This is a genomic window from Pseudomonas sp. TWR1-1-4, from assembly GCF_049897165.1.
Lineage (GTDB): Bacteria > Pseudomonadota > Gammaproteobacteria > Pseudomonadales > Pseudomonadaceae > Aquipseudomonas > Aquipseudomonas canadensis.
This window is the reverse complement of sequence record NZ_JAFCVS010000003.1, coordinates 249,664-263,776: the sequence shown is the minus strand read 5'-3', so window position 1 is coordinate 263,776 and position 14,113 is coordinate 249,664. Positions and strand designations below refer to the sequence as shown.

At 59.8% G+C, this 14,113-nt stretch carries 16 protein-coding genes; 6 read left to right on the top strand and 10 right to left on the bottom strand.

All coding sequences use genetic code 11. The features are described from left to right. Positions 1-134 precede the first annotated feature (134 nt). From ACP7C6_RS09575 to ACP7C6_RS09560, 4 genes are all read right to left on the bottom strand, one after another. The gene (locus tag ACP7C6_RS09575; RefSeq protein ID WP_122554760.1) at positions 135-1,079 is read right to left on the bottom strand and encodes a FecR domain-containing protein; all 945 of its coding nucleotides are present in this window, start codon (positions 1,077-1,079) and stop codon (positions 135-137) included. Then, on the bottom strand, positions 1,076-1,585 hold the full coding sequence (locus tag ACP7C6_RS09570) for a sigma-70 family RNA polymerase sigma factor (RefSeq protein ID WP_068932374.1): 510 nt from the start codon (positions 1,583-1,585) through the stop codon (positions 1,076-1,078). Before ACP7C6_RS09570 ends, ACP7C6_RS09575 begins: the two co-directional genes overlap by 4 nt. Before the next feature lie 108 nt (positions 1,586-1,693). Continuing rightward, on the bottom strand, positions 1,694-2,485 hold the full coding sequence (locus ACP7C6_RS09565) for a phosphate/phosphite/phosphonate ABC transporter substrate-binding protein (protein ID WP_426108649.1): 792 nt from the start codon (positions 2,483-2,485) through the stop codon (positions 1,694-1,696). A 9-nt stretch (positions 2,486-2,494) separates the two neighbouring features. Continuing rightward, the gene (locus tag ACP7C6_RS09560) at positions 2,495-3,424 is read right to left on the bottom strand and encodes a fatty acid desaturase (RefSeq protein ID WP_426108648.1); all 930 of its coding nucleotides are present in this window, start codon (positions 3,422-3,424) and stop codon (positions 2,495-2,497) included. Between the two features lie 301 nt (positions 3,425-3,725). Between ACP7C6_RS09560 and ACP7C6_RS09555 the strand changes: the two genes are divergently transcribed. Together ACP7C6_RS09555 and ACP7C6_RS09550 are read left to right on the top strand one after the other, a co-directional pair. Then, positions 3,726-4,163 carry a GNAT family N-acetyltransferase gene (locus tag ACP7C6_RS09555; RefSeq protein WP_068932377.1) on the top strand — a complete coding sequence of 146 codons (438 nt, stop codon included), beginning with the start codon at positions 3,726-3,728 and terminating at the stop codon, positions 4,161-4,163. A gap of 59 nt (positions 4,164-4,222) precedes the next feature. Then, positions 4,223-5,041, top strand: coding sequence for a class I SAM-dependent methyltransferase (locus ACP7C6_RS09550; protein WP_305382520.1), 819 nt, complete (start codon positions 4,223-4,225; stop codon positions 5,039-5,041). 202 nt (positions 5,042-5,243) lie between these two features. Here the strand turns inward: ACP7C6_RS09550 and def are convergent, their stop codons facing one another. The 3 genes from def to ACP7C6_RS09535 all read right to left on the bottom strand — a co-directional run bounded on the left by def (position 5,244) and on the right by ACP7C6_RS09535 (position 7,104). Next, complete coding sequence (def, locus tag ACP7C6_RS09545; protein WP_028617688.1) at positions 5,244-5,783, bottom strand: peptide deformylase; 540 nt, start codon at positions 5,781-5,783, stop codon at positions 5,244-5,246. A gap of 3 nt (positions 5,784-5,786) precedes the next feature. Continuing rightward, the gene (locus tag ACP7C6_RS09540) at positions 5,787-6,737 is read right to left on the bottom strand and encodes a YihY/virulence factor BrkB family protein (protein WP_016975971.1); all 951 of its coding nucleotides are present in this window, start codon (positions 6,735-6,737) and stop codon (positions 5,787-5,789) included. Positions 6,738-6,918: 181 nt separating this feature from the next. Beyond that, the gene (locus ACP7C6_RS09535) at positions 6,919-7,104 is read right to left on the bottom strand and encodes a CsbD family protein (RefSeq protein WP_028617689.1); all 186 of its coding nucleotides are present in this window, start codon (positions 7,102-7,104) and stop codon (positions 6,919-6,921) included. A 201-nt stretch (positions 7,105-7,305) separates the two neighbouring features. On the opposite strand from ACP7C6_RS09535, the gene ACP7C6_RS09530 reads away from it, so the two are divergent. Then, positions 7,306-7,683, top strand: coding sequence for a hypothetical protein (locus ACP7C6_RS09530; RefSeq protein WP_010208214.1), 378 nt, complete (start codon positions 7,306-7,308; stop codon positions 7,681-7,683). A 45-nt stretch (positions 7,684-7,728) separates the two neighbouring features. On the opposite strand, the gene fadD1 is transcribed toward ACP7C6_RS09530, so the two are convergent. Both fadD1 and fadD2 read right to left on the bottom strand, forming a co-directional pair. Then, positions 7,729-9,420 carry a long-chain-fatty-acid--CoA ligase FadD1 gene (fadD1, locus tag ACP7C6_RS09525; RefSeq protein WP_028617690.1) on the bottom strand — a complete coding sequence of 564 codons (1,692 nt, stop codon included), beginning with the start codon at positions 9,418-9,420 and terminating at the stop codon, positions 7,729-7,731. 344 nt (positions 9,421-9,764) lie between these two features. Next, entirely contained in the window at positions 9,765-11,453 is a 1,689-nt protein-coding gene (gene fadD2, locus ACP7C6_RS09520) for a long-chain-fatty-acid--CoA ligase FadD2 (protein ID WP_068932381.1), read from the bottom strand. Between the two features lie 219 nt (positions 11,454-11,672). Here fadD2 and ACP7C6_RS09515 point away from each other — a divergent pair, with 219 nt between their 5' ends. Both ACP7C6_RS09515 and ACP7C6_RS09510 read left to right on the top strand, forming a co-directional pair. Next, on the top strand, positions 11,673-12,617 hold the full coding sequence (locus ACP7C6_RS09515) for a lysophospholipase (protein WP_426108647.1): 945 nt from the start codon (positions 11,673-11,675) through the stop codon (positions 12,615-12,617). Positions 12,618-12,674: 57 nt separating this feature from the next. Beyond that, the gene (locus ACP7C6_RS09510) at positions 12,675-13,145 is read left to right on the top strand and encodes a MaoC family dehydratase (RefSeq protein WP_010208208.1); all 471 of its coding nucleotides are present in this window, start codon (positions 12,675-12,677) and stop codon (positions 13,143-13,145) included. Positions 13,146-13,200: 55 nt separating this feature from the next. On the opposite strand, the gene ACP7C6_RS09505 is transcribed toward ACP7C6_RS09510, so the two are convergent. Beyond that, positions 13,201-13,668, bottom strand: a complete 468-nt coding sequence (locus ACP7C6_RS09505) for a ferritin-like domain-containing protein (RefSeq protein ID WP_003175720.1) — start codon at positions 13,666-13,668, stop codon at positions 13,201-13,203. 205 nt (positions 13,669-13,873) lie between these two features. Between ACP7C6_RS09505 and ACP7C6_RS09500 the strand changes: the two genes are divergently transcribed. After that, positions 13,874-14,110, top strand: a complete 237-nt coding sequence (locus ACP7C6_RS09500) for a DUF3820 family protein (protein WP_028617694.1) — start codon at positions 13,874-13,876, stop codon at positions 14,108-14,110. The last annotated feature ends 3 nt before the right edge of the window (positions 14,111-14,113 follow it).

The window sequence follows — 14,113 nt, the reverse complement described above, 5'->3', positions numbered from 1 at the left end:
AACCCACATAGGCATAGCCTCCTCGCTTTATGTGGGAGCTGGCTTGCCTGCGATGACGTCGACTCGGTTGGACTGACAGACCGAGCCGCTCGCATCGCAGGCAAGCCAGCTCCCACAGGGACCGAGTGAATCGGCTATACCGCACTGACAGTCACCCACAAACCGGTGCGGCGGGTGATGTGGATCGGCAAGGTGCGCGCCAGGGTGTCAAGGATTTGCTGGGGGTTGTCCAGCCGGTACAAGCCGCTGACGCGCAGGCCCGCCACGGAAGGGTCCAGGCGCAGCACACCATTGTGATAGGGCCGCAGTGCGTCGATGACTTCAGCCAGCGGGCGGTCGCGCACTTGCAGGAAGCCGTCGACCCAGGCCGTGGCGCCGGAGGAACTGGCCTGCACCGGACCGAATCCGGCACGGTCGTAATGCACTTCATGGCCAGCGGCGAGTTGCAGGCGTTCGCCGTTCTGGCCGTCGATTTCCACCGCGCCGTTGAGGGCGACCACCTGGCCCAGCCCTGCCCGTTCACGCACCAGGAACCGGTTGCCATAGGCGCGCAGGCGGGTCTGGTCGGTTTGGATCAAAAACGGTCGGATGCGATCACTGGCGACCTTGGCCAACAACTCGCCTTCGCGCAGACGTACCAGGCGGCGTTGCGGATCAAACTGGATGTCGGCCGCGCTGTGCGCGTTGAGCAGCAATTCGCTGCCATCGTCCAACGTGACGGCACGGCGCTCGCCGGTGCCGGTGCGGATATCCGCCGTGAGTTCATTCAATGGCACGCCGAGCGGCTTGGCCAGCAAGGCCGCGCCAACTGCCACACCAGCGCCGGCCAGGGCGACCTGCAACACATGACGTCGACTGGACGATGCCTCCAGCGCCTGCTGCAACACCTTGCCACTCACCCCTTGCGCCTGGGGAACCTGGAACATGCCCAGGCGGCTTTCCAACTGTCGGCACAAGGCATCATGACGCGGGTCGGCAGCACGCCATTGTCCATAGCGTTGCCAGTCGCCCGCTGTGGCTTGGCCGGAGCGCAGCAGCACGTACCAGCGCGTGGCGCTGTCGATCAGCTCGTCGCTCATTCCAGGCACAGCCTCAGGCAGCGGTTGAAAGCGCGAGTCATATAGTCGCTGACTGAACGCTGGGAAATCCCTAGTTCGCTGGCGATTTCCGGGTAGGTCAGGCCATTGAGCTGCGAAAGCAAAAAGGTCGCCTTGACCTTGGCCGGCAAGCCGTCAAGCAACTGGTCGATGGCTTGCAGGGCTTCGAGCATTTGCGCCAGTTCTTCCGGCGACGGTGCGCTGCTGGTCTCGTCATTGTCGAGAGCGTCGAGGTAAGCGCGCTCCAGATCACGCCGGCGCCACAGTTGATACATAAGGCGTTGGGCGATGGTGGTGAGCAGCGCACGCGGCTGGCGGATGGGCACGACACCCGGCGCACTCAGCAACTGGACGAACGTGTCGGCGGCGATGTCTTCGGCGTGGGCACGGGAATCGAGGTGGCGGTGCAAACGGCTGCACAGCCAGTCGTAATGACTGCGGAACAATCCGCCCACGTAATCGCTGTGAGAAGTGTCGGCGCCGGACATAGTGGCTCCATCTGAGTAGGTTGCGCGTTATGTCCGGTGTTCCGGTGGAGCGATCCTAGCAAAGCTGCTTATTCTTTAATAATATTTAAAAGGTATTTTTATATAACCTTATTGAAGTATCGGGAAGCCGGCGTTGATGGCCTGTCGTTGGTAGTCCAGGAGCACTTCGTAGTCGTCTTCGCTGGCGGGTAGCACGGCCTGCAGGCCCAGCGTCTCGGCGACTTGCGGCAAGTCCTGCAACGCCTGATTCATGGCCTGGCGGAGTTGAATGACCTGTTCATCGCTCAAGCCCAATGGGCCGATATAGGGCAAGGCCGGGCTCGGTGCGCTACGGCTGACGATGCGCAGCCCCGCCACTTCCTGCGGCGCGAAACGAGCCAGGTAGTCGTAGGTGACGCTGTCGATGGCGGCGAGGTCGGCGCGGTCTTCACGCAGCCAGCGCAGGCTCTCGCGGTGAGCGCCGCTGATGGCGACGCTGGCGAAGAAACGCCCGTCGCGTTGCAAGGGTGCCAGGCGTTCGCGCAGCAGGTTCATGCCGCTGTTGGAGTCGTGACCGTTGATAACGCCACGGCTGTTGTAGAAGTCCGACAGGGTAAAGCGAGCGTTGTCATCGCGGGTCAGCAATAGGCTGCAGTGCTCGCCTTGACTGCTGTGGGGCAGCTCGTAGCGCGGGCGGCCAATGACACGGACTTGCCCGCGCAGCTGGGTCATCAATGGATAACCGCAAGTCTGGGTCAGGAGTAATTCAGGCGCGAGCCACAGACGGTGCAGGTCGAGATGCGCGGCGTCGAGTCGCCCCATGCCCAGGTGGTCGAGGATGCGCGCAATCCACTGCTGGTTGGCCTGTTCGATCGGTGCGGGCGCGACATACATCAACAGCTCAGCATAGTGGTCACTCATGGTCATCTCTCACGCAAAAGGGTGACGGGGGCTGTCGATGGCCTTGAAGCCGTGACGGCTGATCAACTGGCCATAGCCCTGCACCAGGAAGCCGCCGCTGCGCGCCACCCATTGCTCACGCCGGGCGCGGTAGACCGTGGGCAGCAAGTACCAGGGCAGTTTCGGCAGGTCGTGGTGCACCAAGTGCAGGTTGTTGTTGAGGAACAGCCAGGTCCACGGCCAGGACGCTTCGTTGAGCACCGTGCGTTGCTCCGGCTGCAGGTGCGGGCGGTGTTCATAGTAGGAACGGATCGAGGCCAGGGACAAGGCCGGCACGCTGACCAGCAGCAGGTAATGCCACACCGACAGCGCACTGTAGTGGGCGATGAAACCCAGCATCAATACGGTAACGGCGCTGTGGGCCAGCCACATCGGCCACACCTGGGGCAGCCGCCGGTATTCGTGACGGGACAGACGGCCAATCGCCAAGGGCGCCGCCAGCAGGAAGCGGCCGAGCACCGTCTTGGTCAGCCAATGCACGCCACGCTCGAACAGCGAGCTGGTGTCCCATTGCTGCTGGTTGAGGTAGCGGCTTTCCGGGTCGATGCCCGGCAGGGTCAGGTCTTCGTCGTTGTGGTGCAACAGGTGGCTGTCGCGGTACAGCGTGTAGGGATACCACACGGCAAAGGGCGCATAGCCAAGCAGCTTATTGAGCCGCAGCGAACGGGTGGGATGGCCGTGGAGCAATTCGTGTTGCACCGACAGCCACAGCGTCACGATAGGAATCAGCAGCAAGAGGCTCAACCCCAAGCCCAGCCAATGGCTACCCAGGATCACGCCGAACCAACCGGCGTACACGCCGATCAGCAGCAGCCAGGTTGGCCATTCGGTTCTTGCGGTAAAGGTGGTGGCCAGGGCTTCGATTTCCCGGCGTTGGGTCGGATCAAGGTAGTTGCCCATCGGCAGCTCAGAGCAGGTGTTTCCTGCTCTGTGCAATGAGGCGCGAAAATCTTGCAGATCGTTTGGTTCTAAGCTTGTAACTCAGTGACCGAACAGGCCTGTCTCGGTTTTCTTGGCTTTCTTGTCGGCGCGTTTTTCATCCGCGGTCTTTGCCGGTTTTTTCTTCGCGGCTTTCTTTGAATCCATACCTTTGGCCATGATGCATGCTCCACTTACAGGGGATGTAGCACTGGGTATACCACCTATTGCCCGGCAGAAGGCGCTTATAATCCCCGGCCCTGGATAACGCTGCCTGAACACCATGCCCGAATTGAACATCGAACCGCTGGCAGAGCCGCTGTGGCCGCTGCTGAACAAGTTTTACCGCAACCACAATTCGTCGATGAAGGCGCTCAAGGGTGGGCGTTTGTGGGTGGCGCGGGACGGTGAGATTGTCGCCGGGTTGTGCCTGACGCCCGTGGTAGGTGGGCAATGGTTGACCGGGGTGTTCGTTGACCCTGCCTATCGCGGCCAAGGGCTGGCGGCGCGGGTGATCGAGGCAGCGGTTGCCGATGTCGACGGCACCCTGTGGTTGTTGTGTCACCCAGACCTGGAAGGGTTGTATCAACGCATGGGCTTCACTCAGGACACCGTGCTGCCGCAATCCCTCAGCGAACGCTTGGTACGCTACAAGCGCAACAAACCCATGATCGCGATGGGCTTAGATCGTTTGGTGAGGTCGACCGCAGATAATGTGTGATCAGCGCCTGCAGGGCCCATGCTAGCCTCGGCGGCACAGTGGCCCTTTACAGGATGATCATGAAAACGACGCTTGCAGCTCTCTCCCTCACCGCCCTGCTCGTCCCGGTCTTGAGCCAGGCAGCCGACGCAGCCATCACCGCCGAGCAGTACCAGAGCGTACTCGCCGGTAGTTGGCGCGACCCTGCCAACAGCGCCCGCGACGGTTATCGCCATCCGCAACAGACGCTGGAATTCTTTGGCCTGGGCGCCAAGCAGACGGTGATCGAGATCACCCCCGGTGGCGGCTGGTACAGCGAAGTGCTGGCGCCGCTGCTCAAGGATCATGGGCACTACATCGCCGCAGTGCAGGCGGCGAGCAGCAGCGCCTATGCGCGCACGTCCGAAGAGAACCTGAGAAAGAAATTCGTGGCTGATCCGGCTCGGTACGGTAAGGCTGAAGTCGTCGAGTTCGATCCCAAGGCGCCGGTGTTCGGCAAACCCGCGTCGGCGGATGCAGTGCTGACGTTCCGCAATGTGCATAACTGGGTCGAGGCAGGTACTGCGCCGGCCACGTTCAGCGCGTTCTACAAGGTACTGAAACCGGGCGGCGTGCTGGGCGTGGAAGATCACCGGGCCAAGGATGGCGCGGATCTGGAAGCGATCAAGGACAGCGGTTACCTGACCACCGCGCAGGTGGTGAAGCTGGCGTCCGATGCCGGGTTCAAGCTGGCGGGCCAGAGTGAGGTGAATGCCAACCCGAAGGACACCAAGGACTACCCGGCTGGCGTGTGGACGTTGCCGCCGACGCTGAGATTGGGCGGGCAGGACAAGGCGAAGTATGTGGCGATCGGGGAGTCGGATCGGATGACGTTGCGGTTCATTAAACCGACCCGATAACAATTATTGAAGTATCGCTTTTCTGTGGTGAGCGGGCTTGTCCCGCGCTGGGCTGCGAAGCAGACCCAAACCTTTCACCGCAGTGCGCCTGACGCGCCGCGGTGGCTTGGATAGGGCCGCTTCGCAGCCCAGCGCGGGACAAGCCCGCTCACCACAACAAGCCCGCTCACCACAACAAGCAGCCCCACATTCAGATGCAGGATCAATCGTCGGCCGTGGGATCCAAGTCCGGGAACATCACTTCGATAAAGCCGAACTTGCTGAAGTCGGTGATCCGCGACGGGTACAACCGGCCGATCAGGTGATCGCATTCATGCTGCACCACCCGCGCATGGAAACCATCGGCAAAGCGCACGATGGGTTCACCCTTGGGATCAAAGCCTTCGTAGCGAATCTGCTGATAGCGATCCACCGCACCCCGCAAACCCGGCACGGACAGGCAACCTTCATAGCCTTCCTCCAGCACCGGACTCAACGGCGTGATCAGCGGGTTGATCAGGATCGTCTGCGGCACCGGCGGCGCGTCCGGGTAGCGTTCGCTGGCCTCGAAACCGAAGATCACCAATTGCAGGTCGACACCGATCTGCGGAGCGGCCAGGCCGACTCCGCCCACGTGTTCCATGGTCTGGAACATGTCATCGATCAATTGCCACAGCTCGGGGCTGTCGAACATTTCCGGCGGAACCGGGGGCGCGATACGCAGCAGGCGCTCGTCGCCCATTTTCAGGATTTCACGGATCATCGATCAGACTTCATCGGCAGTGGGCTTGGAGTGGTCCCGGCCGAGGCCTGAGACGTGTTGTTTTTCATCGGTGTGGCCGGGCTCATCGAACTCTTTTTCACCCGGATCCTTGCCTTCGGCGGACATGTGCTCGATCACCGCATTCATCTCCGCGCCCAGCAACAGCACGGCGGCGGAAATGTAGAAGTACAGGAGCAGCACGATGATTGCGCCGATACTGCCATACATGGCGTTGTAGTCTGCAAAGGTTTTGACGTAGTAGCCGAAACCCAGTGACGCGACGATCCACACCACCACCGCCAACACCGAGCCTGGGGTGATGAAGCGGAATTTCTGTTCGACATCGGGCATCACGTAATACATGAGGGCCACGGCGAACATCAGCAAAATCACAATCAACGGCCAGCGCAGGATGGTCCACAGGGTGACCACGAACTCCTGCATGCCGATCTGCCCGGCCAGCCACTCCATCACTTGCGGGCCCAGCACCATCAGTGCCGCGGCGGCCAGCAGCATGCCGGCGATGCCAACGGTGTAGAAAATCGACAGCGGGAAGCGCTTCCAGATCGGTCGGCCTTCAACCACGTCATAAGCGGCGTTCATCGCGCTCATCATCAGGCGCACGCCAGCCGAGGCCGTCCACAATGCGATCACGATACCCACCGACAGCAGGCCACCCTTGGATTGCTGCAACTGGTCGATCACCGGGTTGACCTGCTCCAGCGCCTGCGGCGGCAACACCAGTTCCGACTGCAGGCGCAGCCAGGTGAAAAAGTCGGGCAGGTGCAGGAAACCGATCAGGGCAATCAGGAACAGCAGGAAGGGAAACAGCGAGAACAGCATCTGGTAGGCCAGTGCCGAGGCGTACGTGGGCATTTCGTCATCGACGAATTCCTTGACGGTGCGCAGCAGCACTTTGTGCAGCTTGAGACCATCGAGAACCGGAAAAATCATAGCGTCTCCTTTCGCCGCAAAAAGGTTGAGTTCGTGGGCGACTCAGGGGCCGTTTTCTACATCAAGGTAGCCTATTTGGCGACCTTGAAACAATTTCGAAACTTTAACCGCATCAGGTGACACAAAAACGGCCATCCGTGGATGGCCGTCGGGCTGCGTGTAACCAGCCAGCGATTCAGTGTTATTTGGTCGCTTTTTTGACCGCGTCCTTGGTGTCGCCTACCGCTTTTTGCACTTCGCCTTTCTTTTCCTGGACCACACCTTCAGCGCGCAGTTTGTCGTTGCCGGTGACTTTACCGACACCTTGCTTGATATTGCCGACCGCCTCGTTTGCCACGCCTTTAACCTTGTCAGATGTACTGCTCATGGTATTTCTCCGAAAGAACAATCAAGGGTTTTGGGTCATTACCTAAAGATTGACCCGAGGCCGTTCAGCAGAGTTTCAATTATTTTTGCCCACGCATTTCATCGCCGGCCGCAGGTTTGGCTTTATGTTTTGCCGCCAACCCCTGAGAATGCCCGGCAAATTCAGGCTCACACGCTGAATAACAGATCCCGTAGGAAGGTTATGAAACTCAATAAAGCACAGGCCATCGCCCGCCGAAACACCGAACTGGGCGGTGCCGTACTCGGCGTCAACAACTGCCACTTCACCGACCTGGACCGCAAACGCAACATCTGGTGGTTCGACCTGCCAGTGGGCCGGATTGCCGTGGGCCAGTACGAGTGGATCCACCTGTTGATGCACAACGCCGAGACTGACCAGTTGCTGCACCTGAAGGTGCCGACGGCGTTTTTGCGTGAGCACATCGAAGGCTTGGTGGTACGCAATGCCGGCAAGCGCAAGCCGGAGATTACGCTGGAGCTGAGTGCAGACAAGGATTCGTTCTTGAAGGATGTGCGTCCGGCGGGGGCTGGCGTGGGATTCGCGCAGTTCGCGCTGTAACCCCCCTCAATAAAAAACCCCGCTTCGGCGGGGTTTTTTATGGGATTACTTTTTAAGACCGAGCTTCTTCAACTCTTCGTCGCGCAACTCACGGCGCAGGATCTTGCCCACGTTGGTGGTCGGCAATGCATCGCGAAACTCCACGGCCTTGGGCACTTTGTAGGCGGTGACGTTGGCGCGCATGTGCTCCATCACCTGGTCCTTGGTCAGGGTCGCGCCCGGCTTGACCACGATAAACAGCTTGATGTGTTCCCCGGACTTCTCGTCCGGCACACCGATGGCCGCGCACTGCAGCACGCCCGGCAAGCCCGCCAGCACGTCCTCCAGCTCATTGGGGTACACGTTGAAACCCGAAACCAGGATCATGTCCTTCTTGCGGTCGACAATGCGCATGTAGCCGTCGGGCTGGATGATCGCGATGTCACCGGTCTTGAGCCAGCCTTCGCTGTCGAGCATCTCGTCGGTAGCGTCCTGGCGCTGCCAGTAGCCCTTCATCACTTGCGGGCCCTTGACGCACAGCTCGCCGGTTTCACCCAGGGCAAGTTCAGTGCCGTCGTCAGCGATGACTTTGCACACGGTGGACGGCACCGGAATGCCGATGGTGCCGATCTGGATGTGCTGGATCGGGTTCACGGTGGCCACCGGGCTGGTTTCGGTCATGCCGTAGCCTTCGCAGATGCCACACCCGGTCACAGCCTTCCAGCGCTCAGCGGCGGCCAATTGCAAGGCCATGCCGCCGGACAGGGTGACCTTCAGCGCGGAGAAGTCCAGCTTGCGGAATGCCTCGTTGTTGCACAGCGCCACGAACAGCGTGTTCAAGCCGACAAATCCACTGAACTTCCACTTCGACAGTTCCTTGACCATCGCCGGCAGGTCGCGCGGGTTGCTGATCAGGATGTTGTGGTTGCCGATCAGCATCATCGCCATGCAATGAAAGGTGAACGCATAAATGTGGTACAGCGGCAGCGGGGTGATCAGGATCTCGCAACCTTCATTGAGGTTGGAGCCCATCAGCGCCTTGCACTGCAACATGTTGGCGACCAGGTTGCGGTGGGTGAGCATCGCGCCCTTGGCCACGCCGGTGGTGCCGCCGGTGTATTGCAGCACCGCCACATCGCCACTGGCCGGGCTGGCATCGTTGACCGGTTGGCCGTTCCCCTTGGCCAGCACGTCGTTGAATTTGATCGCGTTGGGCAAATGATAGGCCGGGACCATTTTCTTCACGTACTTGATGACGCTGTTGATCAGCAGGCGCTTGAGCGGCGGCAACAGGTCGGCGACTTCGGTGACGATCACATGCTTGACGGCGGTCTTGGGCACGACCTTTTCCGCCAGGTGCGCCATGTTGGCCAGGCAGACGAGGGCCTTGGCACCGGAGTCGTTGAATTGGTGTTCCATTTCCCGCGCGGTGTACAGCGGGTTGGTGTTGACCACGATCAGCCCGGCACGGATGGCACCGAACACGGCAACCGGGTACTGGAGGACGTTGGGCAGTTGCACGGCGATGCGATCGCCGGGCTTCAAGTCGGTGTGCTGTTGCAGGTACGCGGCGAAGGCGCCGGACAATTCGTACAACTCACCGTAGGTGATGGTCTTGCCCAGGTTGCTGAAAGCCGGTTTGTTGGCGAAGCGCTGGCAGGACTGCTTCAGTACCGCCTGAATATTCGGATACTCGTCTGGATTGATTTCTGCAGCAATCCCGGCGGGGTACTTATCCTTCCAAAAGTCTTCGTTCATGGAAGCCCACTCCTCAGCGACGTCAGCGACGCGAATTCATCATCGCATTTGATGCGATTATTATTGGTGTATGTTTTTTTAGGTGAATCTGGCGCTTTCAAGCAGGCCGAGACGTCACAAAGCGCGCCGAGAGTAGCAGCTTTGCCAAAGGTCGCCTAGAGCCAAAGATGGGCCCTGCGGTCATAAACGCGACTGTCCTACAATATTTGGTCACGGTTTAGACATTGCTGAAATGTCGCCGGAAAAGGCTCTGGAATGGGTTCTTCAGGCCAACACAAGACAAATGTGGGAGCGGCGGTGCGAGCAAGCCCGCTCCCACATTTTGATTGCATTTCAATTCGAGGTCAGGCGATGTCGCGAAGCTCACGCCGCAAAATCTTGCCCACCGGCGTCATCGGCAACGACTCCCGCAACACAATGTGCTTGGGCACCTTGTACCCGGTGAAATTGGTCTTGCAGTAAGCCTTCAGCTCCTCAAGGCTCACCCCTTCGGCACGTGCCACCACAAACAGCTTCACCGCCTCCCCCGTGCGCTCGTCCGGCACGCCAATCACCGCGCAGTTGGCCACGGCCGGGTGAGCCATTACCACGTCTTCGATTTCGTTGGGGTACACGTTGAAACCCGAGACGATGATCAGGTCTTTCTTGCGGTCGACGATGCGCACAAAGCCATCTTCGTCGATCACCGCGATGTCACCGGTCTTGAGCCAGCCTTCGGCGTCCAGCGCTTCAGCGGTAGCAGCCGGTTGCTGCCAGTAGCCCTTCATCACCTGTGGGCCCTTGATGCACAGCTCGCCACGCTCGCCCAAGGGCAACTCGACGCCCTGATCATCGATCACTTTCATCGCCGTGGCCGGCACCGGGATGCCCACGGTGCCCAGGCGGGATTTATTGCCGTAGGGGTTGGTGCTGGCCACCGGAGAGGTTTCCGTGAGGCCGTAGCCTTCGCCGATGGCGCAACCGGTGATCTGCTGCCAGCGCTCGGCAGTGGCCTTGATCAGTGCAGTGCCACCGGAGTTGGTGAGCTTGAGGTGGGAGAAGTCGAGGGACTTGAAGTCAGGATGGTCCATCAACGCCACGAACAGCGTGTTGAGCCCCAGCAGCCCGGTGAAGCGCCACTTTTTCAGCTCCTTGATAAAGCCGCCGATGTCCCGCGGGTTGGTGATCAGCACGTTGTGGTTGCCCGAGACCATCATGCACATGCAATTCGCCGTGAAGGCATAGATGTGATAAAGCGGCAGCGGCGCGATCATCACCTCCTGCCCTTCCTTGATCAACGGGTGGCCGTCCTCACCGGTCTGGGACATACAGGCGCGCACCTGTTGCATGTTTGCCACCAGGTTGCCGTGGGTGAGCATTGCGCCCTTGGCCAGGCCAGTGGTGCCGCCGGTGTATTGCAGCACGGCGATATCGTCCAGGGTCACCGGGTGGCGCGTCACGCCCAGGCCCGCGCCCATGCGCAGTGCGCGCTTGAACGACACCGCGCGCGGCAGGCTGTAGGCCGGGACCATCTTTTTGACCTTGTCGACCAGGGTGTTGACCAGCCAGCCTTTGGCGGCGGGCATGAAGTCGCCCATCTTGGCTTCGATCAGGTAGTCGATCTCGGTGTCGCTGCACACCTCCTGCACCCGCGAGCCGAACAGGTTGAGGTAGACCAGCGCACGTACGCCGGCGTCCTTGAACTGGTGACGCATCTCGCGCGGGGTATACAGCGGGTTGGTGTTGACCACGATCAGCCCGGCGCGCAAGGCGCCGAACACGGCAATCGGGTAATGCAGCACGTTGGGCATCTGCACCGCAATGCGGTCGCCCGGCTTGAGGTCGGTGTGCTGTTGCAGATAGCCGGCGAACGCCGCACTCTGGCGCTCAAGCTCGGCGTAAGTCAGGGTGATGCCCATGTTGCTGAATGCCGGACGGTCGGCAAAAGCCTTGCAGGAGCGCTCGAAGACCTCGATCACCGACTTGTAGGCAGACAGGTCGATGTCATTGGGAACGCCCGCCGCGCGTTTGTCATTCCAGAAATCAGGTTGCATTATTCTTGTCCTCTTACCTGAGTGTGTCCGGCCGCTTTCCTAACGCTATAAAAAGCGGAGCTTTGGGGACGTTAGCAGCTATGACCAAACAGGCAAATACGCTAAATCGTGTCATTGATTGTATGAATCTTGCCCCTGATGCCTAGGATGCATAGACAGATACGCTGCCCTTCAATAGATGAGCTATACACTGCAACGACCCTGAGCAAAGGAAGCGCCATGAACCACAGCACCTTCTGGCTGGCCGCGAATGACCGCAGCCGCCTGTACGTCAATCAATGGATGCCCGACGGCCCGGCCAAGGCCGTGGTGATGCTGTCCCATGGCATGGCCGAACACAGTGCACGCTATGCACGCCTAGCCGAGGCCCTGTGCGGCGCCGGCTACGGCCTGTATGCGCTGGACCAGCGCGGACACGGCCGTACCGCCGATGAAGGCACCTTGGGCCTGTACGCCGAGAAGGACGGCTGGAACAAGGTGGTGGGCGACCTGGCCAGCCTCAACCAGCATATCGGCCAGCAGCAGCCGGGGTTGCCGATCATTCTGCTGGGCCACAGTATGGGCAGTTACATCGCCCAGGCCTACCTCCTGCACCACAGCGCCAGCCTGGATGGGGCGATTCTCAGTGGCTCGAACTTCCAGCCGGTGGCGCTGTACCGCGCCGCGCGGGTGATCGCGCGGTTCGAGCGCCTGCGCCAGGGGTTGCGCGGGCGTAGTGCGCTGATCGAATTCCTGTCGTTTGGCTCGTTCAATAAAGCGTTCAAACCCAATCACACCGCCTTCGATTGGCTCAGCCGTGACCCGGATGAGGTGGACAAGTACATCAACGACCCACTGTGCGGGTTCCGCTGTACCAACCAGCTCTGGATCGACCTGCTAGGCGGCTTGCAGCAGATCAGCAAAGCGTCCAATCTCGCTCAGATCGATCCGGGCCTGCCGATCCTGGTGATGGGCGGCGAATGTGATCCGGTGAGTGAGGGCAAGCGTCTCAACAGTCTGGCCGAGGCGTTGCGCGACGCCGGCTGCCAGCACCTGCAACTGGCTGTCTACCCGCAGGCGCGTCATGAAGTGTTCAACGAAACCAACCGCGATGCTGTCACAGCGGATGTGCTGGCGTGGCTCGACCAGGCGCTGACATTACGCAGGCCGACTCGCTGCGAATAATTTTTTGTTTAAAATCAGTCAATTAAATTACCGATTAGCCACAGGATGCACCTTTAGATGACCCAGGTAACCAACACCCCGTACGAAGCCCTCGAAGTCGGCCAGACCGCCAGCTACAGCAAATTGGTGGAAGAGCGCGATATCCAGCTGTTCGCCGCGATGTCCGGTGACCACAACCCGGTGCACCTGGACGCCGAGTACGCCAAGGCGACTATGTTCAAGGAGCGTATCGCCCATGGCATGTTCAGCGGCGCCTTGATCAGTGCGGCCGTTGCCTGCGAGTTGCCTGGGCCGGGCACCATCTACATCGGCCAGCAGATGAGCTTCCAGAAGCCGGTAAAGATCGGCGACACCTTGACAGTGCGCCTGGAAATCCTCGAAAAGCTGCCGAAATTCCGCGTGCGCATCGCCACCCGTGTATTCAACCAGCGTGATGAGTTGGTGGTGGACGGTGAGGCGGAGATCCTTGCGCCGCGTAAGCAGCAAGTCGTGACCTTGACCGAATTGCCGCCGATCAGCATTGGCTAATCCTTGCGCATAAAAAAGCCCCGCATCAGCGGGGCTTTTCTTATTCAGCTACGCCTCAAGACTGAGCGCGAGCCTGGTTACGCAGGGCTTTCACCTGGTCGTGGTTGCGTTGTACGCCGTGATACTGACGCTCAACCAGGTCACGAATGCCCAACAGGTTGTGCTTGTTGATCTTTTCGATCGCTTCACGGTAAGCCTTCAACGCGTGGTCTTCACCGCGCTCGGCTTCGTTCAGTACTGCTTCTTCATCTTTGCCAGTGACCATAGACTTCACGTCGACCCACCCACGGTGCAGGGCACCGGCAACGCTGCCGGAATCTTCCGGATCACCGCCCAAGGCACGTACGGCGGTTTTCAGTTCAGCGGCGGCGGTGGCGCAGTCAGCGGAACGCTTGGCAAACAGGGCTTTGAGTTCTGGGTGCTTGATGTCTTCAGCGCACTCCTTGAAACCCTTTTGGCCGTCGATGCTGGTCTCGATCAGGTCGTTCAGTACGGAGATCGATTCTTTATTGATGTCAGTCATTTTTCAATTCCTTGTACGGGTTAGAAGGTTGTCTTAGTGGTTGCAGCGCCCGTGCCAGGTTTTCAAAAATTCAATTAATCTTATATTTCAATAACTTACGATAAATTGAACCATCTGCATGTACGTTATTTGCATGATCTGTCATTTGGCCTTCATGCAGAATGCCTGTATTTTCCAAGCTCTCGATACAAACACCTGAGCCTTCATGAATCCTGAAAAACTCGAACTGCTGATCACCCGCGAAATGCCCTTCGGCAAATACAAGGGACGGATCATCGCCGACCTGCCCGGCCCCTACCTGAACTGGTTTGCCCGCGAAGGTTTCCCCCATGGCGAGCTGGGTGGTCTGCTGGCCCTGATGCAGGAAATCGACAGCAACGGCTTGGCTGAATTGTTAGAACCGCTGCGCGCAAAACACGGCAAACCCGCCCCTCGTCATTAAGAG